Raw genomic sequence first — 24013 nt, 5'->3', positions numbered from 1 at the left:
CTTATGGCGCAGTGGTTTTCTCGGCCCAGGCCTTGGTGTCGGCCAGGATTTTGTCGAGGCGGGCGCGGTCGTAGACGTGGCCGTGGCTGATCACGCTGCGGATCTTGCGCGTGGCGCTGATGTCTTGCAGCGGATTCGCATCCAGCACCAGCACGTCGGCCGCCTTGCCGGCTTCCAGCGCACCGTAGCGATCCAGCGTGCCGAGGAAGCGCGGGCCGTTGATCACAGCCGTTTGCAGCGCCTGCGCCGGCGTCAGGCCATAGTTCACGTACAGGCCGATTTCATCGTGCAGCGCCTGGCCCGGATAGTCATACGAGTTGAGGAAGCCCGCATCGGTGCCGGCGATGATGCTGACGCCTTCCTGCTGCAGGATCGGCAGCAGCGAGGCCGATTTCTCGAACACCGCCTTGCGCTGCGCTATCGCTGCCGCGTCGTCCTGCGCCGCGCGCTGCACGCGCCAGTCATAGGTGGCGCGCAGGCCTTTGCCGATGTACTGCAAGGCTTCGTCGTGCGTGTGGTCGTCCTGGTCCAGATACGCCACCACGCGCGACACCGACAGGGTCGGCACCACCGCCGTGCCCTTGGCCGCCATGTAGCGGAACGAGGCGCGCGCAGTCGCTTCATCGTAGCTGTCCAGGCTTTGCTTGACGGCTTCCTTGCCGGTCAGCTTGCCGGCCGCCACCAGAGCGGTCAGTTCTTTTTCGCGCGGGGTCGAAGCGCGCAGCAGGTAAGACTGGTGCTCCACCGTGCCCAGTCCCGCGTCAAACATGGTCGCCAGGGTCAGTTGCACCGGAATATGGCCCGAGGTGCGCATGCCGCGCTCCCTGGCCTGGCGCAGCGCTTCCAGATAAATCTCCGGCCTCAGGGTGTTTTCGGTGATCTTGACGAAGTCCACCTTCTGGCCTTGCAGCTTGTCCAGCGCGCGGCTCACCTCTTCCGGCGTGCCGACTTCAATCGTGCCCTTCCACAGCGGCTTGTAGCCCTCCAGCTTGGCGGCCGAGGTAAAGATGGTCGGTCCTTCCAGCTTGCGCTGATTCACCTGGTCGCGCCACTGCAGCACGGTATCCGGCAAATCGCCCGAGCAATCGCGCACGGCGGTGATGCCGTACGCCAGATACAGCTGCAGCAAATGCTTGTTCTCTTCAATCAGCGCCGGACCGCCGCCGAAGTGCACGTGCGTATCCCACAGCCCCGGCATCAGATACTTGCCCGGCAGGCTGATGGTCATGCTGGCCGCGTAGTTGGACAACTGCCGGTCGTCCACCACCGCCAGAATCGTGTCGCCCTTGAGCACCAACGACTTGCCCGTCACTGCCTTGCCGCCCGCGACGTCGATCAGGGTCGCCTTGGTCAGCACCAGATCGGCGGCGATTTTGTCCGCTGCATGAGCGGCGCTCAGCAGTCCCAGCGCCAGCATCGCGCCACCTAATTGCTTAAAAGAAATGTTCATCAGTGAATTATACGGGCCAGAAAGTCGCGCGCGCGTTCCGTTTGCGGGGCGTGGAAAAATTCCTCCTTGCCGGCGTCTTCCAATATGCTGCCCTGATCCATGAACACCACCCGGTTGGCCACCTTGCGGGCGAAGCCCATTTCATGGGTCACCACCATCATGGTCATGCCTTCCTGCGCCAGGCCGACCATCACGTCCAGCACCTCGTTGATCATTTCCGGGTCCAGCGCCGAGGTCGGCTCGTCAAACAGCATGGCGATCGGGTCCATCGCCAGCGCGCGGGCGATCGCCACCCGCTGCTGCTGGCCGCCCGACAGCTGGGCCGGGAATTTATCCTGATGGGCCAGCAAGCCAACCCGGTCGAGGTAATGCAAGCCACGCTCGGCCGCCTCGTCCCTGCTGCGCCCCAGCACCTTGATCTGCCCCAGTGTCAGGTTGTCGCGCACCGACAAATGGGGAAACAGCTCGAAATTCTGAAACACCATGCCGATGCGCGCCCGCAGCGCCGGCAAATCCGTGCCCTTGGCGCCGACCGCGGTGCCGTCGACGGTAATTTCCCCCTGCTGGAACGGTTCCAGCCCGTTGACGGTCTTAATCAGCGTGGACTTGCCGGAACCGGACGGTCCGCAAATGACCATCACATCGCCTTTTTCCACCCGGGTGCTGCATTCCTTGAGCACCTGGAACTGGCCATACCACTTGCTGATATTTTTGATTTCGATCATAAGAAAGTAGATTATTTTGCGCGCAGCCACGCGCTTGACAGCGTCCCTGCCCACAAGGATACTGCGGAACTTGCCAATAGTTTCAGCAGCCGACGCACCCAACACCGGCTGACGCCATAAGAAGAAAGCAGCGGCTACCCATCCCGCTGCGCAGGCTCAGAGAGACACTACCACAGGAAACCTCAAAATATGAACAAACAAAGCCGATTGACCACGTACATCCTGATTGGACTGGTGCTAGGCATCATCACCGGTTATTTCGCCCACGACAATCTGGCCAGTCCCACCGGCTTTGCCGACACCATGGCGCTGATCACCACGCTGTTCCTGCGGCTGATCAAGATGATTATCGCGCCGCTGGTGTTCTCCACCCTGGTGTGCGGCATTGCCAAGATGGGCGATGCCACCGCGGTGGGCCGCGTCGGCGTCAAGACGCTGGGCTGGTTCTTCATCGCCTCGGTGATGTCGCTCAGCCTGGGCCTGGTGCTGGTCAACATCTTCCGTCCGGGCGACGCGCTGCTGGGCCACATGGCCGCCACCGCCGCCAAGGCCGACCTGGCCACCTCCAGCCTGACCCTGAAAGACTTCGTCACCCACCTGGTGCCGTCGTCGATCGTGGACGGCATGGCCAAGAATGAGATCCTGCAGATCGTGATCTTCTCGCTGTTCTTCGGCTCGGCCGCGGCAGCGGTGGGTCCCAAAGCCAATGCGCTGATCGACGCGCTGGACGGCGTGGCGCACGTCATGCTGAAAGTCACCGGCTATGTGATGAAGTTTGCGCCGTTTGCCGTGTTTGCGGCGGTGGCCGGCACCATTGCCAAGAGCGGCCTGGGCGTGCTGTCGACCTACGGCGTGTTCATGGCCGAGTTCTACTTCGGCATCGTGCTGCTGTGGACGCTGCTGATCTTCATCGGCTTCCTGTTCCTGAAAGGCCGCGTGTTCGCGCTGATGAAAGAAATGCGCAGCCCGGCGCTGCTGGCCTTCTCGACCGCGTCGAGCGAGGCGGCGTATCCGAAAACGCTGGAAGGCCTGGAGCGTTTCGGCGTGCGCAACCGCATTGCCTCGTTTGTGCTGCCGATCGGCTACTCGTTCAATCTGGACGGCTCGATGATGTACTGCACCTTCGCTACCGTGTTCATCGCGCAGGCCTACGGCATTGAGATGTCGCTGGGCCAGCAGATGACCATGATGGCGGTGCTGATGCTGACCTCGAAAGGCATGGCTGGCGTGCCGCGCGCCTCGCTGGTGGTGATCGCCGCCACGCTGGGCCAGTTCAACATTCCGGAAGCCGGCATGCTGCTGTTGCTCGGCATCGACCACTTCCTCGACATGGCGCGCTCCGCCACCAACGTCATCGGCAACGGCATCGCCACCGCCGTCGTCGCCAAGTGGGAAGGTGAGATGGACCCGCCGAAAACAGCGGAAGCCTGAAACGACAAAGCCACCGTTCGCGGTGGCTTTTTTTTCGGATGTTAGCATCCTCAGCGGAAGCGCCAGACTAATTTCGCCGGCCAAGCGCGCGCTCGATTTTTTGATCAGTCTTGAACTGGCTCAAGGAATAGACGGCCCAAATCGTCGCTGGTAGCCAGCCAATCAGCGTAATTTGCAAAATGAGGCAGATAATTCCGGCGATGGGACGGCCAATGGTGAAGAAAGTCAGCCAAGGTAAGATCAGTGCAATGATAAGACGCATTCGATATTTCTCTCTCTATGCCCCTGTTGCGCGGGGCGCCGCTTGGACGTATGTCCATGGCAAGAGCGTTAGCTCATCGCAACATCAAAAATCAACCTGAAAGTGCGACTGCATTCTATCAAAACCAAGTCCGCTTCCCCTCCGGCCTGGCGCCTAGCTGCCTCAGCCTGCGCCGCAAACGCGCGTTGTCGAAGAGCGCGCCCACCAACGCAAGCAACACAATAATGTTGATTGCATCGCTGCCGAAGAACCTGAAAAACAGCGCGGCACCGCCGGCGCAAAGCAAGCCGGTGACCAGCAACGCCACATTATCTGTCATTTATACCTCCACCATAGTTAAGAATTATGTGACCGGAGGGTAGTCCGCAAAAACATAATGCGCCTTGCGGGGGCTCATAGCAAGCAAGCGGCGCTGTTGTGCGGAATCGTTAGGCGTTTTGGCAGATTTCGTAATTGCCGGGGTGTAGGGGAGTGATGCACCATCACGGGATAATAATGCTCGGATGGAGATGATATGACTGCTACACGGCGCACGGCGCTGAAAACTTTGCTGGCGGGAGCGGCGGTGGCGCCGCAGCTGGTGCAGGCCGCTAACGCGGAACCGAAATGGGGCCGCGGCATCGAGGGCCAGCGCAAGGCCGATCTCGGCAACGGCACCTTCCTCAACCCTATCCTCGCCGGCGATCACCCTGACCCCACCATCCTCAAGGACGGCGACGATTACTACATGACGTTTTCGTCGTTCTTGTCCTACCCCGGCGTCATCATCTGGCATTCGCAGGACCTGGTGAACTGGCAGCCGATCGGCCCGGCCCTCACCAAGCCGCTCGGCAGCATCTGGGCCATGGACCTGGTCAAGCACAACGGCCGCTACTTCATCTACATCCCCGCCGGCACCAGCATCTACGTGATCTGGGCCGACAACATCCGCGGTCCGTGGAGCGATCCGATCGACCTGAAAATCGAAGGCGCCATCGATCCCGGCCATGCGGTCGGTGAAGACGGCAAGCGCTACCTGTTCGTCAACGGCGTGCGCCGCATCGGCCTGACCGAGGACGGCCTGGCCACCGTCGGCAAGCTGGAACATGTCTACCAACCCTGGCGCTATCCGTCCGACTGGGTGGTCGAGATGTTCGCCCCCGAAGGCCCGAAACTGTTCAAGCGCGGCGAATGGTTCTACCTCGTCATGGCGGTCGGCGGCACCTCCGGCCCACCGACCAGCCACATGGTGATCGCCGCCCGCTCGCGCTCCATCCACGGCCCATGGGAAAACCACCCGCAAAATCCGCTGGTGCGCACCAAAAGCGCCGATGAGAAATGGTGGTCGCGCGGCCACGCCACGCCGATTGAAGGCCCTGCCGGCGACTGGTGGATGGTCTACCACGGCTACGAAAACGGCTACCGCACGCTGGGCCGTCAATGCCTGCTCGAACCGATCGAGTGGACCAAAGACGGCTGGTTCAAGGCCAAGGGCGGCGACCTGTCCGCACCGCTGCCGATGCCGAAAAAAGGCAAGGCCGTGCAGCACAGCTTCGCCAAGTCGGACGATTTCAAAACGCTAAAGTTCGGCGTGCAGTGGAGCTTCTTCAATCCCGGCCCGGACGAGATGAAACGCGTCCAGCACACGCCCGGTGTGCTGGCCATCAAAGGCAAAGGCAGCTCCCCGGCCGACTCGTCGCCGCTGACCTTCATCACCGGCGACCGCGCCTACGAAGCCGCCATCACGCTCGACATCGGCGCTGACGCGGAAGGCGGCCTGCTGCTGCACTACAACGAGCGCGCCTATGTCGGCATCGGCTTCACGCCGACGCACATGAAAACCTTCGCGCACTCGCAGGAGCAAAGCTGGATGCGGGAGAAGATGGATGTCTCCACCGTCCATATCCGCGTGAAGAACGACCGTCACATCGTCACGTTCCACTATTCGTTGGACGGGAAGAACTGGGTGCAGCACTCATGGCAGATGGAAGTCTCCGGCCTGCACCACAACGTGTTTGGCGGCTTCCTCAGCCTGCAGCCCGGCGTCTACTGCGCCGGTGCAGGCACGGTGAAGCTGCGCGATTTCAAATATCGCGCCCTGGCTTAAATCTGCTCCGCGTAGACCTTCACCAGTTCGTGCAGGAATACGCGCCCTTCCATCAGCGACTGCACGCCGATGTATTCATTCAGACCGTGGATATTGCCGAGGTCCGGCGTCAGGAAAATGCCGCTGATGCCATAGGTCGGAATGCCGGCCGCGTTGAGGAACTGGCCGTCGGTGGCGCCGGACTGCAGGATCGGCATCACCGGCACGCCCGGCCACATCTTCGCGGTCAGCTTCTCCACCGGCTCCATGATGGCGCGCGTCAGCACTGGCGGCGCCGAATTTTCGCCGCGAATCTCCAGCGTTTCCACCTTCACCGCAGGATCGTCGATCGCCTTCACCAGCGCCTGGCGCACCGTCTCCTGTGACACGCCAGGGAAGATGCGGCAGTTGACGTTGGCGCGTGCGCGCTGCGGCAGCGCGTTGGTGGCGTGGCCGCCATCCAGCATGGTTGCGACGCAGGTGGTGTGCAGCATGGCCGCCCAGCTGGCGTCTGCGTTCGATACCGTCGCTACCGCCATCGCATTCTGCGGATCTTTTACCACGGCCTTCATCGCATCCGCGATTTCCTTGTGGCCGGCATCCAGCTGGATCTTGGCCATCGCATTCAGATAGCCCTTGCTGCCATCGGTCAGCTGGATCGGGAATTCATAGCCCTGCACTTTCGACAGCGCGCCGGCCAGGTGGTAAATCGCGTTGTCCTTCACAGGACGCGAGCTATGGCCGCCGCGATTGACCACTTCCAGGCGATAGTTCTGCGCCACCTTCTCGCCCGCCTGCACCGTCATCGAAACGCGCTTGCCGGCCGCATTCAGCTCGCCGCCCGCGCCTTCGTTCAGCGCATAGGCCGCGTCGATCAGCTCACGGCGATTCTTGGTCAGCCACTCGGCGCCGTTGAAGGCGCCGGCCGTCTCTTCGCCGCAGGTCAGCGCCATCTTCAGCGTGTGGCGCGGTTTGTAGCCCTCCTGCTTGAAGCGGATCAGCGAATCGGCCCAGATAGCCGCCTGCGCCTTGTCGTCCACCACGCCGCGCGCATAGAACTTGCCGTCCTCCTCGATCAGCGTGAACGGATCGCGCGTCCAGTCCTCGCGCTTGGCTTCCACCACGTCGATATGCGCCAGCAGCAGAATGGCTTTCGCCTTCGGGTCACGCCCTGGCAGCACGGCCACCAGACCGCCCTCTTTCGGATGCTCCGGCGCGGTGAAGATGTGCAGGTCCGACTCCGGATAACCGGCCGCCTTCATGCGCGCCGCAATGCGCTCCGCCGCCAGCGTGCAACTGCCGGACGACAGCGTGGTGTTGGTCTCGACCAGCTCTTTGTACAGGGCGCGGAACTGCGGCTCGGTTGGATCGGCGGCGTAAGCACTTTGCACGCATGCCAGCATGGCGGTCACTGCACCCAGAACAAAACGAGACTTCATGGTCGATCCCTTTATTTATTAAACTATATTCACAGTGTCTTCTTCGTCAGTCCTTGCTTGCTGACGCTCCCACATTTGAGCATACAGTCCGTCCGCTGCCAATAGCGATTGATGCGTGCCGCGCTCGACGATGCGGCCGTGATCCAGCACGATAATCTGCTGCGCGTCGGCCACGGTGGACAGGCGGTGCGCGATCACCATCGTGGTGCGCGTGCGCGAGATTTCCTTCAGCTGCGCCTGAATCGCCTGCTCCGCTTTCGAGTCCAGCGCCGACGTGGCTTCGTCGAAAATCAGAATCGCGGGATTCTTCAGCAGCGTGCGCGCAATCGCCACGCGCTGCTTCTCGCCGCCGGAGAGTTTCAGGCCGCGCTCACCCACCATGGTCTTGTAACCGTCCGGCAGACTATCGATGAAATCGTGAATCGATGCGGCACGCGCGGCAGCCACGATCTCCTCGTGCGAAGCGCCTGGCTTGCCGTAGGCGATGTTGTATTCGATGGTGTCATTGAACAGCACCGTATCCTGCGGCACGATGCCGATGGCATGGCGCACCGAGTCCTGCGTCAGCGAGCGCAGATCCTGGCCGTCGATGGTAATACTGCCCGCGTTCACCTCATAGAAGCGGAACAGCAGGCGCGATAAGGTCGACTTGCCGGAGCCGCTGTGGCCCACCACCGCCGTGGTGGTGCCGGGTGCGATGGTGAAGTCCACATCAAACAGGATCTGCCGCTTTGGATCGTAGCTGAAGTCCACATGATTGAAGCGCACCTGCGCGCCGTGCGTGACCAGCGGACGCGCATCCGGCGTATCGGCAATCTCCTTGTTCTGGTCCAGCAGCGAGAACAGCTTTTCCATGTCGGCCAGGCTTTGCTTGATCTCGCGATAAATCACGCCGAGGAAGTTCAGCGGAATGTACAGCTGGATCATGAAGGAATTGACCAGCACCAGATCACCCAGCGTCATCTTGCCTTCGATGACGCCGACGGTGGCGCGCCACAGGATCAAGGTCACCGCAACCGCAATGATCATCGACTGCCCGGTGTTCAGCAGCGACAGCGACGTCTGCGATTTCACGGCCGCGCTTTCATAGTGCCGCAAGCCCTCGTCATAGCGCCTGGCCTCATACTCCTCGTTGCCGAAGTACTTCACCGTTTCGTAGTTGAGCAGCGAGTCGATGGCCTTGGTGTTGGCCTTGGAGTCCAGCTCGTTCATGGTGCGGCGGAAGTGCGTGCGCCAGTTGGTGATCAAAATCGTGAACGTGATGTACGAGACCAGCGCCACAAAGGTAATCACCGAGAACCAGATATCGTAGTGCGTGACCAGATAGCCCAGCACCAGCGTGATCTCGACCAGCGTCGGCAGGATGTTAAACAGCGTGTACGAAATCAGCGACCCGACCGCGCGCGTGCCGCGTTCGATATCACGCGTCATGCCGCCGGTCTGGCGATTCAGGTGGAAGCGCAGCGACAGCGCGTGCAGATGGCGGAACACTTTCAGCGCAATGGTGCGCACCGCACGCTGCGTCACGCGCGCGAACAGGAACTCGCGCAGCTCGGTGAACAGCGTGGTCGATACGCGCAGCGCGCCATACGCCACCAGTGCGCCCAGCGGCAGCACCAGCAGCCCCTGCGGATGCGATGGCGTGATGGTCAGCGAATCGATCAGCTTCTTCATCACCACCGGCACGCCGACATTGGCCAGCTTGGCGCCGACCAGGCAGCCCAGCGCCAGCAGCACGCGCCATTTGTAGACCCATAAGTACGGGATCAGGGTTTTAATTGTTGCGGTATCGCTGCGGGCAGGAGCGGTAGTGCTGGCGGGAGCTGGCGGGGAATCGGCGTAACGGCGCATGGCGGATATTGGCTTTTTATGGTTCAATCCCGATAATTGTAGCCCCAGAAGAGAAATCACGATGACCACGCCCCAAAATCCCGTCCCCAACGTCAACACTGTCAACCGCGGCCTGCCCGCCGGGAAGATGCCGGAACTGCGCATGATGCCCGCGCCGTCCGACGCCAATGTGTATGGCGACGTATTCGGCGGCTGGATCATGGCGCAGGTCGACATCGCCGGTTCGCTGCCGGCCACGCGCCGCGCCAACGGCCGGGTTGCCACCATTGCGGTGAATTCCTTCGTGTTCAAGAATCCGGTGTTCGTGGGCGACCTGCTGTCGTTCTATGCTGATATTGTCAAGGTTGGCAATACGTCCATTACCGTGCAGGTGGAAGTGTACGCGGAGCGCAACCGCCTGCAGACCAACACCGTGAAGGTGACCGAAGCCACGCTGACTTACGTCGCCACCGACTCCGATCGCAAGCCGCGCAAAGTGCCGTCGATCGAGACGCTGATCAATCCCTGAGCCCCGGCGGCGCATGGACGAACACCGCCGCATCTTCCTCCATACCGCCAGCCGCCTTGGCGCGCTGGCAGCGCTGAGCAGCGCCAGCACCATCGGCGCGGCCCAGAACCGCGCCGGCGCGCGCGACAGCCGCAATGCCTACCCGTTCAGCCTTGGCGTCGCCAGCGGCTCGCCGCTGCCGGACGCGGTCATCATCTGGACCCGCATCCTGCATGACCCGCTCAACGCCGCGGCCACCCCGCCCATCGCCTTCAGCGTGCGCTGGGAAATGGCGGAAGACGAAAACTTCCGCCGCATCGCCGCCAGGGGCAGCGCCGGCGCCGCGCCCGAACTGGCGCACAGTGTCCATGTCGATATCAGCGGCCTGCAGCCCGACCGCTGGTACTGGTATCGCTTCATGCTGGGCGACGCCGTCAGTCCGACCGGCCGCACGCGCACCGCGCCCGCCGCGGGCAGCATGCCCAAGCAGCTCAAGCTGGCCGTGGCCTCCTGCCAGCACTGGGAATTCGGCAGCTACGCCGCCCACCACCACATCGCCGCTGCTGCGCCCGATCTGGTGGCCTTCCTGGGCGATTACATCTACGAGTGGGGTCCATACCAGTTGCAACACCCCAAAGCGGCTGTACGGGCCTCTGAAAGCTTCACGCTGGCCGATTACCGCGCCCGCTACGCCCAGTACAAAACCGACGCCCATCTGCAGGCCGCCCACCACGCCGCGCCGTGGATCGTCACCTGGGACGATCACGAAGTCGCCAACGACTACGCCAATCAGCAGGATGAACGCCTCAACCCGCGCTTCCTGCAACGGCGGGCCGCCGCCTACCAGGCCTTCTACGAACACATGCCGCTACGCCTGACGCCGCGCGACTTCGCCCATCTGCGCATCTACCAGCGCTACGACTGGGGCAAGCTGGCACGCTTCCACGTGCTGGACGACCGTCAGTACCGCGCCAACCTGGCCTGCCCGCCGCCGGGACGCGGCGGCTCCAGCTCCGTCCTGCTGCGCGCCTGCCCGACGCTGCTGGACCGCAGCCGCACCATGCTGGGTCAGGAACAGGAGCAATGGCTGGCGCAGGGCCTGTCCTCATCGCAGGCGCGCTGGAACATCCTGGCTCAGCAAACCCTGATGGCGCAGAACAGCCAGCTGCCGATCATGAAGGCTGGCGACGGCCGCTTCTGGACCGACGGCTGGGACGGCTACCCCATGGCGCGCCAGCAATTGATGGACACTCTGCACACCAGCCGCGCCCGCAATCCGCTGGTCCTGTCCGGTGACGTGCACAGCTTCTTCGCCTGCGAGCTGGCGCGCAATCCATCGCGACCCGCCTCGCCTGCCAATCCGCTGGTGGCGACGGAATTCTGCGGCACCTCCATCACCTCGCCCTCACGCCCGCAAGCACGTACCGAGCAATATGTGTCGATGAACCACGGCATCAAATATGGCCGCAGCGACAGGCGCGGCTACATGCTGCTGACCGTCACGCCAGCTGACACCACCGCCCACTTTCTTGTTCTGGACAGCGTGCATGACAGCGCCAGCCCGATCGCACGCGGCGCCGCCTTCGTGGTGCGCGACGGCCAGGCCGGCCCGGTCCGCGCTTGAATCGCGGCGGACAAGTTCTATACTGGCTTGCAGGGGGTGCCGTATGTTGAAAGTGTCTGAAGTGGAAATCGCGCACGAGCTTGATCGCTATCTGCATCAAGCGCTGACGCAAACCGTCGTAGTGGAACAAGCCGGCCACGCATCCGTGGTCGTGCTGTCGCTAGCCGAATTTGAACGGCTACAGGAAGTGGACGACCTGCACTTTGCCGAGGCCGCCCGCAAGGCCAATGTGGAAGGCTACCTCAATCGCGAGCATGAGGTACGCAGCCGCCTGGCAACCGCCATGCGAGCCCGCAGGCTCGCGTGTGTCCGCAAGCCTTAAGCGGCGGCTTTTTCGTCGCGCAACTGGCGGCGCAGGATTTTGCCGACGTTGGTTTTCGGCAGTTCATCGCGGAATTCGATGTACTTGGGCTTCTTGTAAGCGGTCAACTCGTGCTTGCAGAAGTCCAGCACCTGCTCGGCGGTCAGGTTGGGGTCCTTGCGCACGATGAACAGCTTCACGGCCTCGCCCGAATTCTTGTCCGGCACGCCGATGCACGCCACTTCCAGCACGCCCGGATGCGCCGCCACCACGCCTTCCACCTCGTTCGGATACACATTGAAGCCGGACACGATAATCATGTCCTTCTTGCGATCAACAATGCGGGTGAAGCCGTTCTCGTCCATCACGCCAACATCGCCGGTCTTGAAGAAGCCATCCGACGTCATCGACTTGGCGGTTTCTTCCGGACGGTTCCAGTAGCCGGCCATCACCTGCGGGCCGCGGATCGCGATCTCGCCAGTCGAACCCAGCGGCAGCTTGTTGCCGTCATCGTCCAGGATCGCCACTTCGGTCGATGGAATCGGCAGGCCGATGGTGCCGGTGAATTCCTTGATATCAATGCGGTTGGCGGTGGCCACCGGCGAGGTTTCGGACAAGCCATAGCCCTCGATGATCGGGGTGCCGGTCACCTTCAGCCAGCGCTCGGCCACACTCTTCTGCACGGCCATGCCGCCGCCGTTGCACAGCTTGTAGGACGAGAAGTCCAGCCTGGCGAAATCGGCGTTGTTCAGCAGCGCGTTGTACAGCGTATTCACCGCCGGCAGCACGGTCACCTTGTACTTGGACAGCTCTTTCACAAAGCCGGGAATGTCGCGCGGGTTCGGAATCAGCAGGCTCAGGCCGCCGGTGCGCATGCTCATGAAGGCGCTGATGGTCAGCGAGTAGATGTGATACAGCGGCAGCGCGCTGACGAACACCATCTGTTCGCCGCCGCCTTTCATCTGCAGCCACGCTTCGTTTTGCAGCACGTTGGAAATCACGTTACGGTGCAGCAGGATGGCGCCCTTGGAGACACCGGTGGTGCCGCCGGTGTATTGCAGGAAGGCGATATCGTCATGCCCCAGCTTGACCGGCTGCAGCACCATGCCCGAACCTTCGGCCAGCACCTGCTTGAACGAGACCGCGCCCGGCAGCGAATACGCCGGCACCATCTTCTTGACCTTGCGCACCACAAAGTTGACCAGTGCGCCTTTCAGGCCGCCCAGCAGGTCGCCCATGGTGGCCACCACCACATGCTTGACCGGCGTCTGCGCCACCACCTGCTGCACGGTGGTGGCAAAGTTCTCCAGCACGATGATGGCTTCGGCGCCCGAGTCCACCAGCTGGTGCTGCAACTCGCGCGGCGTGTACAGCGGATTGACATTCACCACCGTGTAGCCGGCGCGCAGCACGGCCGCCATGGCGACCGGGTACTGCAGCACGTTCGGCATCATGATGGCGACGCGCGCGCCGGCCGGCAAGCCTTTGCTCTGCAGCCAGGCGCCCATTTTGGAAGACAGTTGATCCAGCTCGCCGTACGTCATGAACTTGTCCATGCACACGAAAGCGTTGCGGTCAGCGTACTTGCGGAAAGACTCTTCCAGCAAATGGGTGACCGAGCGGTATTGGGTGTTATCAATCTCCGCTGGTACGCCTTCGGGGTACGACTTCAGCCAAATCTTTTCCATCTTTATGCAGCCTTTTTCTTGTCGCCGGTTGCTTCGTCGCGCAGCATGCGGCGCAGAATTTTCCCGACATTGGTTTTGGGTAGCTCCTCGCGGAACTCAATGTATTTCGGCTTTTTATAGCCGGTTAATTGTTCTTTGCAGTAGGCCATCAGGTCGGCTTCCGTCAGGTTCGGGTCCTTGCGCACTACGAACACTTTGACGGCCTCGCCCGAGTGCTCATCCGGCACGCCGATCGCGGCGCACTCCAGCACGCCAGGATGCGCGGCAATCACGCCTTCCAGCTCGTTCGGATAGACATTGAAGCCGGACACCAGAATCATGTCCTTCTTGCGGTCGACAATCTTCACGAAGCCGTTGGCGTCCATCACGCCGACGTCGCCCGATTTGAAGTAGCCGTCGGGCGTCATCACCTTGGCCGTTTCGTCCGGACGGTTCCAGTAGCCGGCCATCACCTGCGGGCCGCGAATCGCGATCTCGCCGGCCGTGCCCAGCGGCACTTCCTTGCCGTCGTCATCCAGGATGGCGATGTCGGTCGACGGCACCGGCAGGCCGATGGTGGCGGTAAACTCCTTGCTGTCCGCACGGTTGCAGGTGGCCACCGGCGAGGTTTCGGACAAGCCATACCCCTCGATGATGGACACGCCCGTCACCTTCAGCCAGCGGTCGTTGACGGCCTGCTGCACCGCCATGCCGCCGCCATTGCAAATCTTCAGCGCCGAGAAATCCAGATGGGCGAAATCCGGATGATTCAGCAGCGCGTTGTACAAGGTGTTCACCGCAGGGAACATATTGAACTTGTACTTGGCCAGTTCCTTGACGAAGCCGCCGATGTCGCGCGGATTCGGAATCAGGATGTTCAGCGCGCCCACCCGCGTGCCCCACATCGCGCACGCCGTCAGCGCGAAGATGTGGTACAGCGGCAGCGCGCACACGATGGTCACCTGCTCGTCCGAACCGCCCAGCGCCGGCTGCGACCAGGCTTCGCTTTGCAGCAGGTTGGCCACGATATTCTTGTGCGTCAGCGTCGCGCCCTTCGACACGCCGGTGGTGCCGCCGGTGTACTGCAGGAAAGCGGGATCGCTGTCCTTCAGCTGCACCGGCGTCAGCTTCATGCCGCCGCCCTGCGACAGCGCATCCTTGAAGCGCACCGCGTTCGGCAGCGAGAACGCCGGCACCAGCTTCTTCACGCTGCGCACCACGAAGTTCACCAGCATGCCCTTGAGGCCGCCGAGCATCTCGCCCATGCTGGCCACCACGATATGCTTGACCTGGGTCTTGCCCAGCACCTGTTCCAGCGTGGTGGCAAAGTTTTCCAGGATGATGATCGCTTCCGCGCCCGCATCGTTCAGCTGATGTTCCAGCTCGCGCGGCGTGTACAAGGGGTTGACGTTGACCACCGTGTAGCCCGCGCGCAGGATCGCCGCAATCGCGATCGGATACTGCAGCACGTTGGGCATCATGATGGCCACGCGCGCGCCCGGCTTCAGGCCGCGGCTTTGCAGCCAGGCGCCAAGCCGCTTCGAATACGCATCGACTTCGGCATAGGTGAGGAACTTATCCATGCAGACATACGCGTTACGGCTTGCATATTTCTGGAACGATTCTTCCAGCAACTGCACCAGCGAACGGTACTGACTCGTATCAACTTCGGTCTGCATGCCCGGTGGATACGATTTCAACCAGATTTTCTCCATCCTGTGCCTCTTGTCTCGAATATTTATCGTTGTAAGGCCGGCGCACAGAGCCGGTCAGGGAGCTTGCTGATGATGCGATGCTATCGGGCAGGACGCCCGTACGCAAGCGCATTTAACCATAATTAGAACGGAGGTTCTAACGGCTTTTTATGCCGCAACGCAGCATCAATGCGCGCCTTCGCCGTCTGGTTGCGCTCCCTTGCCGCTTTCCGCGTTGAGCATCGGCGGGCGGCCCAGCAGCTCCAACTGCTGTCGGCGTTGACCTGCATCAAGAGTCGCTATTTTTTGCACCGCACCATAAAATCGCACGAACGTTCGTTCCTGCTTTAGCAACACCCGGAAGGCGGGCAGATAATCGTGGTAAGTTCCCACCGCGCTGAGGTGGGCGTTGGTCAGCGGCTCGGCAAACCAGCGGTCATAACCGGCGTACCCCCCCCAGCTTTCCTTCAGCCTGGCGTAGTCGGATTTAAGGTGGGCAAAGATGCGTGCTTTTTCGGCGCGCTTGTGGCGCGTGCTGGTTTTGCCGGCGTACAGGTCGGCCAGCATTTTGCGGTGCCGCACCAGCAGCGCCAGAAAGTCTTGCCGGCGCGCGTTGTAGCGGGTGTAGGCTTCGCGCATCGGATCGGTGCCATACAGCTCCAGCCAGCGCGCCACGCCGGCCTCCTCCACCGCCGTGGCGAAGCCTTCGTTGAATTGCGAATCGCCCTGCACATACACCACCTGGTGCGCCAATTCATGGAACACCATGCGCGCCAGTTCGGCATCGGAATAGTTGATGAAGGTGGACAGCAGCGGATCGCTGAACCAGCCCAGCGTGGAGTACGCCGGCACGCCGCCCACCTGCACGTCGTTGCGCTCCTTGCGCAACTCGTCAGCGTAGGCCATGGCGTCTTCCTTGCTGTAGTAGCCGCGGTAGCTGACGCAGCCGGCGATCGGGAAGCACCACTGGATCGGCCGCAGCGACAACTCCGGCGTCGCCACCACATTCCACAGCACAAACGGGCGCGATAGCGCGGCATAGTTCTTGTAGCTGGCGTTGTCCGGCAGGCCCAGTTCCTTGACCGCGAATTTGCGGATCAACATGGCTTTTTCGAGACGTGCCTTCAGCTGCGGATCGGTGGTGGGATCGCCCAGCCAGTCGTCAATCGGACGGGCGTCCGACCACAATGCATACTGGCCTTGCGCGGCCTGCATGTAGTACTTGAATTGCGCGCAACCGGCCAGCATCGCAGCGACGCACGCCGGCGCCAGCCAGTACCTGGCGCGGAGCATTTGACGTGCAATATTGCGCATACATCACCTTCAAGCAGAGACCTTCTCAACTTGAACCAGTGTATCGTAAAAAGTCGGTGCGCGGCCCATATCTGTCAGCTGTTGGCTGGTAACCTCATTGGCGTTTTTACCATCCGTGGCTAGCTTTTTCCACCACACTGACAAGCCGACAACGAGACCGGCGCGCGCCTTGTCGGTCACGCGCGCCTTGGCCACAAAGGAGCCGCGGTCATTGAAGATGCGTACCATGTCGCCGTCGGCGATGCCGCGTGCCGCGCTGTCGTCCGGATGGATGTCCAGATGCGGCTCGCCTTCGGCCGAACGCAGGCTTTTCACGTTGACGAACGTGGAGTTGAGGAAGTTGCGCGCCGGCGGCGAAATCATCGCCAGCGGATAGCGCTTTGCCAACTCCGGGTTGCTGGCCACCGATTCATATGGCGGCAGATAAGTTGGCAGCGGATCGAGACCGTCCTTTGCCATCTGCGCGGAATAGAATTCGCACTTGCCGGACGGCGTGTAGAAGCCGCCCTGCGCAAACGGTGCCGCCGGCATATTCAATTTCTGCCAGCCCTTCTGTTTCAAGGCGTCCCAGTCAAAGCCGATGGCGCGCACGTCCTGGGCGTTGAAGGATTGCGCCGCCAATTCATCGTCAGACTCCTTGAAGCAGTCGTCGTCAAAGCCCATGCGCGCCGCCAGCAGGCGGAAGATCTCGGTGTTCGGCTTGGCCTCGCCCATCGGCGCGATGGCGGCGTTATTTGCCATCATGTACAGGTGGCCGTAGGACGTGTGGGCGTCAATATGCTCCAGTTGCGTGGTGGCCGGCAGCACGATGTCGGCGTAGTCCGCGGTGTCGGTCTGGAACTGCTCCAGCACCACCGTGAACAAATCCTCGCGCATAAAGCCGCGCATCACCTTGTCCGAATCAGGCGCAATCGCCAGCGGATTCGAGTTGTACACGATGACCGCTTCCACCTGTGGCCCAAACGCTGGCGAAGCAGGCCGCAGCAGGTCGTCGCCAATGGTGGTCATGTTGATGGTGCGCGGGATCTTCTTCAACAAATCCGGGCGCTGCAGCTTCGGCTTGTTGGTCGGGAAGGAGCCGCTGGACGACAGCTGCACGCCGCCCGCCGGATGACGCCACGCGCCCACCAGCGCCGGCAGGCAGGCGATGTTCCGCACCGCCATGCCGCCGCCGCGCACGCGCTGCACGCCATAGTTGGTGCGGATCGCCACCGGCTCGCCGGCCTTGGCCATGCTGCCGTACAGGCGCGCCAGATCGACCACTTCATCCACCGTGATGCCGCAAGTGTCGGCCACGCGCTCCGGCGTCCATTCCGCCGCGCGCTGCTTCAGTTCTTCAAAGCCCAGCGTGTACTGCGCGATGTAATCGTGATCCAGCAAGTCTTCCTTGATCAGCACATGCATCAGGCCCAAGGCCAGCGCGGCATCGGTGCCTGGCAGCAGGGCGATGTGCTGGTGGCACTTCTCCGCCGTCAGCGAGCGGTAGGGGTCAATGGCGATCAGCTTCGCGCCATGGCGCTTGGCTTCCTGCGCGCGGGTCCAGAAGTGCAGGTTGGATGCAATCGGATTGCCGCCCCAGATGATCAGCAGCTTGGCATTCTGGAACTGCTCCATGTCGGTGCCGACCGAAGCGCCGATGGTGTACTTGTAGCCGGTGAAGCCGGCCGTCGCGCAAATGGTCCGATCCAGCAGCGACGCGCCGATCTTGTTGAAAAAGCGCGAAGACATGGACTCGCCCTGCACCAGCCCCATGGTGCCGCAGTAGCTGTACGGCAGGATGGCTTCCGGCGCGCGGGCGGCGATCGGCTTGAGGCGGGCTGCGATGGTGTCCAGCGCCTCGTCCCAGCTGATGCGCTCAAACTTGCCCTCGCCCTTCCTGCCCACGCGTTTCAGCGGATGCAGCAGGCGGTCTTCGTGATAGGTGCGCTCGGTATAGCGCGATACCTTGGTGCACAGCACGCCGGCCGTGGTCGGGTGGTCGGGATCGCCCTTGACCGCGGTGGCGACGCCGTCTTCCACCGTCACCAGCAGGGCGCAGGTGTCGGGGCAGTCGAGCGGGCAGGCTGCGCGGACTTGTGTGCTTGTCATGTCTGAAAATCCAAAAAGCGTTGGTTCAAAGCAGTATCGTAAACCATTGCGTGCGCTCTGGCTTAACTCCGCGGACAAGGGCTACAATTGGAAAAATGGAAATAGCGGAATAGTGGAGAAGTAGCATGAAACTGGTTGATCCCATCATTGCATTTCAATCCGAGCTACAGGAGATCCGGCGCGACCTGCACGCCCATCCTGAGCTCTGCTATGAAGAACAACGCACCTCGGACGTGGTGGCCGCCAGGCTGACCGCATGGGGCATCCCGGTAATTCGCGGCCTGGGCATCACCGGCGTGGTCGGCGTCATCAAGAACGGCAGCTCCGGCCGTTCCATCGGCCTGCGCGCCGACATGGACGCCCTGCCGATGCAGGAAGTGAATACCTTCCCGCACGCCTCGGTTCACCCCGGCAAGATGCACGCCTGCGGCCATGACGGCCACACCGCCATGCTGCTGGGCGCGGCCAAGCACCTGGCCGAGCATCGCAACTTCGACGGCACCGTGTATCTGGTGTTTCAGCCTGCCGAAGAAGGCGGCGCCGGCGCCAGGCGCATGATCGAAGACGGCCTGTTCGAGCAATGCCCGATGGATGCCATCTACGGCATGCACAACTGGCCCGGCATCCCCGCCGGCCACATGAGCGTGTGCGAAGGCCCGCTGATGGCGTCCAGTAACGAGTTCTACGTGACCGTCAAGGGCAAGGGCGGGCATGCGGCTCAGCCACACAAATGCATCGACCCGGTGATGATCGCGGTGCAGATCGCGCAAGGCTGGCAAACCATCATCAGCCGCCGCACCAGCCCGCTGGATACGGCCGTACTGTCGCTGACGCAGATCCAGGCAGGCACCGCCACCAACGTCATTCCGGACGAAGCCAAAATGGCCGGCACCGTGCGCACCCTGTCGTGGGACGTGCTGGACATGCTGGAAAAGAAAATGGAACAGATCGCCGTCAACACGGCCGCCGCGTTTGATGCGGAAGTGGAATTCAAGTTCCGCCGCAACTACCCGCCGCTGATCAACCATCCGGAAGCGACCCGCTTTGCGGTGGAAGTGATGAAATCCGTGGTCGGCGCCGACAAGGTGGACGACCAGACCGAACCATCGATGGCGGCGGAAGACTTCGCTTACTTCCTGCAAGCCAGGCCGGGCTGCTACATCTTCATCGGCAATGGCGAAGGTGACCACCGCGCCGGCGGTCACGGCCTCGGCCCGTGCGTGCTGCACAACGGCAGCTATGACTTCAACGACAACCTGCTGCCGGTGGGCGCCAGCTTCTGGGTCAAGCTGGTGGAAGCCAGCCTGCCGCTAGCCTAATTGGTCGGGCGCGGTGCCGACGCGTTGCCCCGGATTCAGCTGCTCCAGGCCGATCAGCGCGGCTGAGTGATCGGCCTGCGGGATGGTCCTGGACAGCGTGATATAGCGTGCCGTGACCAGCTCGGTCAGCGGCAGCACAATGCCGGCCGCTTCCGCTGCCGCCAGGATATTGCGCTGATCCTTCAGCTGGGTGGCGACCTTGCCGCCGGCGACAAAATTCCGCTCCAGCATGCGCTGGCCATGCACCTCCAGTATCTTCGACTCGGCAAAACCGCCACGGATGGCCGCGCGCATCGCCGCCGGATCGGCGCCGGCCGCCTGCGCCAGCAACATGGCTTCCGCAACGATATTGATGGTTGCACCAACGATCAGCTGATTGCACAGCTTGGCGACCTGACCGCTGCCGGCCGGACCGACCAGCGTGGCGCGCCCCATGGCCGACAACGCCGGTTCGGCCTCGGCAAAATCCTGCACCGCGCCGCCCGCCATGATGGCCAGCGTGCCGGCCGCCGCGCCACCGACGCCGCCCGACACCGGCGCATCGAGGAAGCGCCGCCCCGCCGCCGTCAGCTGCGCGTGGAAGCCTTGGGCTTCAGCCTGCTGGGTCGAACTCATGTCGATCCACAGCGCGTTCGGCGCCAGCGCTGGCAGAGCGGCGTCCAGCACCAGCTGCACGGTGGGACCGGCTTCCAGCATGGAAATCACCATCGGCGCGCCCTGCACCGCGGCCGCCAGCTGCGCCACCGGCCGCGCGCCAGCCTCGGCCAGCGCCTGCGCCTTGGCGTGCGTGCGGTTCCAGACCGTGACCTGGTGGCCGGCCGCCAGCAGGCGGCGCACCATCGGCTCCCCCATCAAGCCTATGCCTAAGAAAGTAATTTGCGTAGACAATTTCGCTCCAAGAATTATTTTCCGAACCCCGGTACAATCACGGGTTAGCCGTATAACAATCTGAGATACAGCACTCCATAATTGCAAGGATACTATGTTCACCAAAAAAATGATCGCGGTTGCCGCCGCGCTGATCGCCGCGCAAAGCGCGTATGCAGATGACAAACTGATCGACTCCGTGTCGGTCGACGTAGGTGCCGGCGAGCACGTACAAATGGTGCGCTTCAACGCCGCCAAGGATTGGGACAACAAATGGTTCCAGTCGAACGGCACCCACCTGGGTGGCTACTGGGAACTGAGCACCGGCATCTGGCAGGAAAACCGCTACAAGAACGTGGTCGGCGCTGAACAGAAACTGTGGGATATCGGCTTCACTCCAGTGTTCCGCTTCCAGAACGACAACAAGAAGGGCATGTACTACGAAGGCGGCATCGGCGTGCACATGTTCTCGAAGCTGTACAACAACAGCGACAACCGCCTGTCGACCCACTTCCAGTTCGGTGACCACATCGCTGCTGGCTACGTGTTCGACAACAACTGGGAGGTGGGCGTGAAGCTGCAACACTTCTCGAACGGCGGCTACAAGAAGCCGAACTCGGGTGTGAACTTCGTCGAACTCAAGGCGGCATACCACTTCTGATAAGACGTCCTTCCGGCGCAAGCCGGAATCCATGCTGAGTCGGCGTTACGATACGTTCGACTCAGCCACAATCTTCCAGTTCTTGCCTTCCTTGGCCCAGTATTGCTTCTTGCGCACCGCGTGACGGAACTTGCCGATCACGATCTGCTGGGTGAAGTTGCTGACAATGACCTCTTCCTGGCTGGGCTGGCGGAAGTAGCTCGGATCGCTGACCGTCACACTGATCTTCTTCGCCCCTGGCAGATAGCGGTTCTTGTCCAGCCAGGTATTGATATCCTCATCCGCCGCTGACCTGAAGCGCGCCGAATACAGCGACTTCAGACTGGCGTCATCGCGGTTCTCCACATCACGCCGCCATGCCTCCACCAGCGAGGCCGCCTGACGCAGATCCTGGTCCAGCTGCTCCTTGCTGACAAACTCCACCTGATCGCCAATCAGAATCGGCGTCTTGCCGATTTCCACCGTGCGCGTCAGGAAATTCAGATCATCATTGCTGACCACCACACAGCCATCGGTCGACAGCGGCGGCCGGCTGAACGTCTCCGGCGGCGTGCCATGCACCCAGATGCCGGAACCGCTGCGGCCATTGATCTTGTCCCAGTCATTCGGATAATCAAGCGGCAGCGCGCCCTTGCCATACATATCCGGCAGCTTCACGCCTGGCAGACGGCCGATCAGGTAATACACGCCCACCGGCGTGCGCATATCGCCTTCCTTCAGCTTGTTGATGCCGAGCTTGCCCTGGCTGACATAGAAGTCCTGCATCAGGCGCAGGCCGGCGTTGGTGTTCTCATACAGGTACAGGCGCGAATGCCTGGCATCGACAATCAGCGCATGTTTCTGGTCCTTGCGCATCTGCAGCAGCGCGCGCGGCAGCAAGGTCGGCGCCGGACGCTCGGCCTGCAGGCGCACCGCCGCTTCACGGCGCAGGTCGGCCAGTCTGGCTTCAGAGCCGGGCGGTACAGCAGCGCCCAGATTGGTCACCGCGCGCGTATGCATCAACAGGATATCGCCGCGGATCAGATGACCGAGGCGGAAATTGGGATAGGCTTCGACCAGCGCATCGGCCTTTTTCTGCGCGGCGCCGAGATCATGTGCTGCCAGATCTTTATAGATATCGTTAAGCAGCTCTTCCGGATTGGCTTTACGGGCGACCGGCGCCCGCGCCGGCTTTTTTGCGGCGTGGCTGAACTCCCCTCCCGCCAGGCTGAGGATAAGCGCGCCAAGCACGCTGCCCGTGCGCCATTTACGCAAAAATGAGTGTGACATCAGTTACCCGAAATTTCCTGCTTGATCTGCCATTTTCCGCCATTTTTAACCATCACCAGCGTCTTGCGGCTGCGTGCGGTTAAACGATCGGATTCATAGGTCTGGCGGAAAGTGACCCTGGCCGTGTTACCGTTGACCGAGACCTCCGGCGCAGCCACTTCCACGCGGATGCGGCCTTTGCCTTCAATACGGGCGCGGCGCTCGTCCGCCCACGCCTTGCGGCTGACGCCTTTCGGCGGCTCAAACTGCTGGGCATAGTAGCCGAGGTAGGAGTCCACGTTCTGCGAGGCCCAGGCCTTGGCCCAGCCATTCACCTGCGCCATCACGGCATCATGCTCGGACGCATCCGGCTTGGCGGCAACCTTTTCCGGCTCCGGCTTGGCAGGCTTGGGCGGTTCCGGCTTGACCGGCGCCGGTGCAACCGGCGCTGGCGCTGGCACAGCCGCCACTTTCACTGGTGCCGCTGCGGCAACCGCAGGTACAGCCTTGGCCGGCGCCGGCGCGGCCGCAACGACAGGGGCCGGGGCAGGCTTCGCTGGCGCCGGCGGCGTTACTGGAATCGGTCCCACCGCAGCCGCGACTTTAGGTGCCGCAGCCGCTGGAGGCGACACCGACAGAGCGGGAATCCGCTGCGGCGCATTAGCCGGCGCAACATTCTGCGGCGGCAGTGGCGAAATCAAAGGCGGCTGCGTGCTGGCAGCCGGACGTGCCGGCGCAGCAGCCGGTGCTGGCGCTGGAACGGGCGCTTGCGCGAGCGCAGTCTCGCCGCCAACGAACTTGCCGCCGGTACTGGTCGAGAACGTGCGCAACATGGTCAGCTTGGACTTGGCCGGCACCGCCGTGGTCGAGCCCAATGCCAGCGCCTTGTCATACGCCTGGCTGGCCATCTTGCCGTAAATATCGCCCAGATTTTCATAGGCAGTCTGATAGCTGGGGTTGGTGCGGATGGCCTTTTCCAGCGCCACGCGCGCCTTGTCGTACTGACCATTGGCGGCGTACAGCACAGCAAGATTGTTGTACGGCTCCGGCAGATCCTTGTAATCTTCGGTTAGCTTGGTGAAGACGGCGATCGCCTCTTCCGACTTGTTCTGCTCAGTCAGCAGCACGCCTTTCATGAACCGCATCTGCGGATCGTTGGGACGTTTGCTCAGGTATTCATTGGTCTTGTTCAGGGCTTCGACGATCTTGCCGGCCTTGGCCAGCTTGCTGACATCGGCATAATCATCCGCACGGGCAGGCCCCCAGGCCATCAACGCCAATGCGCAATACAGCATTGTTTGGGCTGTCTTATTTTTCATTGAGTTTTGAAGCTGGCGCGAAAGGACACATGGTACACCTTCGTTTCCGCATATCAAAATCGCTTGTTGCGCCGAACGCAAAAAAGCCCCGCCGGATTTTATCCTGACGGGGCTTTTTCTAAATAACTAGCTTGACGATAACCTACTTTCACACTGGTTGCAGCACTATCATCGGCGTAGAGTCGTTTCACGGTCCTGTTC

At 62.0% G+C, this 24013-nt stretch carries 20 protein-coding genes; 7 read left to right on the top strand and 13 right to left on the bottom strand.

Annotated features, from left to right (window positions below; translation table 11 throughout):
- Position 1: 1 nt before the first annotated feature.
- A complete protein-coding gene (locus tag ABDW57_RS00100; protein WP_343728169.1) occupies positions 2-1450 on the bottom strand; it encodes an amidohydrolase family protein in 1449 nt (482 codons plus the stop codon).
- Positions 1450-2175: an amino acid ABC transporter ATP-binding protein gene (locus ABDW57_RS00095; RefSeq protein ID WP_343728168.1), complete on the bottom strand. Its 726-nt coding sequence runs from the start codon at positions 2173-2175 to the stop codon at positions 1450-1452. The genes ABDW57_RS00100 and ABDW57_RS00095 overlap by 1 nt, the downstream gene beginning before the upstream one ends.
- A 189-nt stretch (positions 2176-2364) precedes the next feature.
- Here ABDW57_RS00095 and ABDW57_RS00090 point away from each other — a divergent pair, with 189 nt between their 5' ends.
- On the top strand, positions 2365-3606 hold the full coding sequence (locus ABDW57_RS00090) for a dicarboxylate/amino acid:cation symporter (RefSeq protein ID WP_343728167.1): 1242 nt from the start codon (positions 2365-2367) through the stop codon (positions 3604-3606).
- A 67-nt stretch (positions 3607-3673) separates the two neighbouring features.
- On the opposite strand, the gene ABDW57_RS00085 is transcribed toward ABDW57_RS00090, so the two are convergent.
- Together ABDW57_RS00085 and ABDW57_RS00080 are read right to left on the bottom strand one after the other, a co-directional pair.
- A complete protein-coding gene (locus ABDW57_RS00085) occupies positions 3674-3868 on the bottom strand; it encodes a YqaE/Pmp3 family membrane protein (protein WP_176650061.1) in 195 nt (64 codons plus the stop codon).
- Positions 3869-3986: 118 nt separating this feature from the next.
- A complete protein-coding gene (locus ABDW57_RS00080) occupies positions 3987-4187 on the bottom strand; it encodes a hypothetical protein (protein ID WP_343728166.1) in 201 nt (66 codons plus the stop codon).
- A 195-nt stretch (positions 4188-4382) separates the two neighbouring features.
- Here ABDW57_RS00080 and ABDW57_RS00075 point away from each other — a divergent pair, with 195 nt between their 5' ends.
- On the top strand, positions 4383-5954 hold the full coding sequence (locus ABDW57_RS00075) for a family 43 glycosylhydrolase (protein WP_343728165.1): 1572 nt from the start codon (positions 4383-4385) through the stop codon (positions 5952-5954).
- On the opposite strand, the gene ABDW57_RS00070 is transcribed toward ABDW57_RS00075, so the two are convergent.
- The gene (locus ABDW57_RS00070) at positions 5951-7372 is read right to left on the bottom strand and encodes a M20/M25/M40 family metallo-hydrolase (RefSeq protein ID WP_343728164.1); all 1422 of its coding nucleotides are present in this window, start codon (positions 7370-7372) and stop codon (positions 5951-5953) included. The two genes, ABDW57_RS00075 and ABDW57_RS00070, sit on opposite strands and share 4 nt — an antisense overlap.
- Positions 7373-7390: 18 nt before the next feature.
- Complete coding sequence (locus tag ABDW57_RS00065; RefSeq protein ID WP_343728163.1) at positions 7391-9223, bottom strand: ABC transporter ATP-binding protein/permease; 1833 nt, start codon at positions 9221-9223, stop codon at positions 7391-7393.
- 61 nt (positions 9224-9284) lie between these two features.
- Between ABDW57_RS00065 and ABDW57_RS00060 the strand changes: the two genes are divergently transcribed.
- From ABDW57_RS00060 to ABDW57_RS00050, 3 genes are read left to right on the top strand one after another with little or no spacing between them, the layout of a single operon-like run.
- Positions 9285-9731 (top strand): acyl-CoA thioesterase, encoded by a 447-nt coding sequence (locus ABDW57_RS00060; protein ID WP_343728162.1) that lies wholly within the window; start codon positions 9285-9287, stop codon positions 9729-9731.
- Positions 9732-9744: 13 nt separating this feature from the next.
- Positions 9745-11334, top strand: coding sequence for an alkaline phosphatase D family protein (locus tag ABDW57_RS00055; RefSeq protein WP_343728161.1), 1590 nt, complete (start codon positions 9745-9747; stop codon positions 11332-11334).
- 43 nt (positions 11335-11377) lie between these two features.
- A complete protein-coding gene (locus ABDW57_RS00050; protein WP_343728160.1) occupies positions 11378-11656 on the top strand; it encodes a hypothetical protein in 279 nt (92 codons plus the stop codon).
- On the opposite strand, the gene ABDW57_RS00045 is transcribed toward ABDW57_RS00050, so the two are convergent.
- From ABDW57_RS00045 to ABDW57_RS00030, 4 genes are all read right to left on the bottom strand, one after another.
- The gene (locus ABDW57_RS00045; RefSeq protein WP_343728159.1) at positions 11653-13323 is read right to left on the bottom strand and encodes a long-chain-fatty-acid--CoA ligase; all 1671 of its coding nucleotides are present in this window, start codon (positions 13321-13323) and stop codon (positions 11653-11655) included. The genes ABDW57_RS00050 and ABDW57_RS00045 overlap by 4 nt on opposite strands.
- A 2-nt stretch (positions 13324-13325) precedes the next feature.
- Complete coding sequence (locus ABDW57_RS00040) at positions 13326-15017, bottom strand: long-chain fatty acid--CoA ligase (protein ID WP_343728158.1); 1692 nt, start codon at positions 15015-15017, stop codon at positions 13326-13328.
- Positions 15018-15182: 165 nt separating this feature from the next.
- Positions 15183-16310 (bottom strand): aminopeptidase, encoded by a 1128-nt coding sequence (locus tag ABDW57_RS00035; RefSeq protein WP_343728157.1) that lies wholly within the window; start codon positions 16308-16310, stop codon positions 15183-15185.
- A gap of 9 nt (positions 16311-16319) precedes the next feature.
- Complete coding sequence (locus ABDW57_RS00030; protein WP_343728156.1) at positions 16320-18398, bottom strand: molybdopterin oxidoreductase family protein; 2079 nt, start codon at positions 18396-18398, stop codon at positions 16320-16322.
- Positions 18399-18523: 125 nt separating this feature from the next.
- On the opposite strand from ABDW57_RS00030, the gene ABDW57_RS00025 reads away from it, so the two are divergent.
- The gene (locus tag ABDW57_RS00025; protein ID WP_343728155.1) at positions 18524-19717 is read left to right on the top strand and encodes a M20 aminoacylase family protein; all 1194 of its coding nucleotides are present in this window, start codon (positions 18524-18526) and stop codon (positions 19715-19717) included.
- Here the strand turns inward: ABDW57_RS00025 and ABDW57_RS00020 are convergent.
- A complete protein-coding gene (locus ABDW57_RS00020; protein WP_343729094.1) occupies positions 19709-20593 on the bottom strand; it encodes an NAD(P)-dependent oxidoreductase in 885 nt (294 codons plus the stop codon). The two genes, ABDW57_RS00025 and ABDW57_RS00020, sit on opposite strands and share 9 nt — an antisense overlap.
- A gap of 106 nt (positions 20594-20699) precedes the next feature.
- Between ABDW57_RS00020 and ABDW57_RS00015 the strand changes: the two genes are divergently transcribed.
- Positions 20700-21245: an acyloxyacyl hydrolase gene (locus tag ABDW57_RS00015; RefSeq protein WP_343728154.1), complete on the top strand. Its 546-nt coding sequence runs from the start codon at positions 20700-20702 to the stop codon at positions 21243-21245.
- Positions 21246-21290: 45 nt separating this feature from the next.
- Here the strand turns inward: ABDW57_RS00015 and ABDW57_RS00010 are convergent, their stop codons facing one another.
- Together ABDW57_RS00010 and ABDW57_RS00005 are read right to left on the bottom strand one after the other, a co-directional pair.
- Positions 21291-22514 (bottom strand): L,D-transpeptidase family protein, encoded by a 1224-nt coding sequence (locus tag ABDW57_RS00010; RefSeq protein ID WP_343728153.1) that lies wholly within the window; start codon positions 22512-22514, stop codon positions 21291-21293.
- Complete coding sequence (locus ABDW57_RS00005; RefSeq protein ID WP_343728152.1) at positions 22514-23764, bottom strand: tetratricopeptide repeat protein; 1251 nt, start codon at positions 23762-23764, stop codon at positions 22514-22516. Before ABDW57_RS00005 ends, ABDW57_RS00010 begins: the two co-directional genes overlap by 1 nt.
- Positions 23765-24013 lie beyond the last annotated feature (249 nt).

The organism is Duganella sp. (genome assembly GCF_039595735.1).
Lineage (GTDB): Bacteria > Pseudomonadota > Gammaproteobacteria > Burkholderiales > Burkholderiaceae_D > Rugamonas.
This window is presented reverse-complemented; position numbering and strand designations above follow the sequence as displayed.

Coding starts and splice junctions, on each gene's coding strand:
- ABDW57_RS00055 (WP_343728161.1), top strand. CDS start 9,745: ATGGACGAACACCGCCGCATCTTCCTCCATACCGCCAGCCGCCTTGGC.
- ABDW57_RS00025 (WP_343728155.1), top strand. CDS start 18,524: ATGAAACTGGTTGATCCCATCATTGCATTTCAATCCGAGCTACAGGAG.
- ABDW57_RS00050 (WP_343728160.1), top strand. CDS start 11,378: ATGTTGAAAGTGTCTGAAGTGGAAATCGCGCACGAGCTTGATCGCTAT.
- ABDW57_RS00035 (WP_343728157.1), bottom strand. CDS start 16,310: ATGCGCAATATTGCACGTCAAATGCTCCGCGCCAGGTACTGGCTGGCG.
- ABDW57_RS00005 (WP_343728152.1), bottom strand. CDS start 23,764: ATGGCCTGGGGGCCTGCCCGTGCGGATGATTATGCCGATGTCAGCAAG.
- ABDW57_RS00040 (WP_343728158.1), bottom strand. CDS start 15,017: ATGGAGAAAATCTGGTTGAAATCGTATCCACCGGGCATGCAGACCGAA.
- ABDW57_RS00075 (WP_343728165.1), top strand. CDS start 4,383: ATGACTGCTACACGGCGCACGGCGCTGAAAACTTTGCTGGCGGGAGCG.
- ABDW57_RS00010 (WP_343728153.1), bottom strand. CDS start 22,514: ATGTCACACTCATTTTTGCGTAAATGGCGCACGGGCAGCGTGCTTGGC.
- ABDW57_RS00080 (WP_343728166.1), bottom strand. CDS start 4,187: ATGACAGATAATGTGGCGTTGCTGGTCACCGGCTTGCTTTGCGCCGGC.
- ABDW57_RS00085 (WP_176650061.1), bottom strand. CDS start 3,868: ATGCGTCTTATCATTGCACTGATCTTACCTTGGCTGACTTTCTTCACC.
- ABDW57_RS00015 (WP_343728154.1), top strand. CDS start 20,700: ATGTTCACCAAAAAAATGATCGCGGTTGCCGCCGCGCTGATCGCCGCG.
- ABDW57_RS00065 (WP_343728163.1), bottom strand. CDS start 9,223: ATGCGCCGTTACGCCGATTCCCCGCCAGCTCCCGCCAGCACTACCGCT.
- ABDW57_RS00070 (WP_343728164.1), bottom strand. CDS start 7,372: ATGAAGTCTCGTTTTGTTCTGGGTGCAGTGACCGCCATGCTGGCATGC.
- ABDW57_RS00060 (WP_343728162.1), top strand. CDS start 9,285: ATGACCACGCCCCAAAATCCCGTCCCCAACGTCAACACTGTCAACCGC.
- ABDW57_RS00100 (WP_343728169.1), bottom strand. CDS start 1,450: ATGAACATTTCTTTTAAGCAATTAGGTGGCGCGATGCTGGCGCTGGGA.
- ABDW57_RS00090 (WP_343728167.1), top strand. CDS start 2,365: ATGAACAAACAAAGCCGATTGACCACGTACATCCTGATTGGACTGGTG.
- ABDW57_RS00095 (WP_343728168.1), bottom strand. CDS start 2,175: ATGATCGAAATCAAAAATATCAGCAAGTGGTATGGCCAGTTCCAGGTG.
- ABDW57_RS00030 (WP_343728156.1), bottom strand. CDS start 18,398: ATGACAAGCACACAAGTCCGCGCAGCCTGCCCGCTCGACTGCCCCGAC.
- ABDW57_RS00045 (WP_343728159.1), bottom strand. CDS start 13,323: ATGGAAAAGATTTGGCTGAAGTCGTACCCCGAAGGCGTACCAGCGGAG.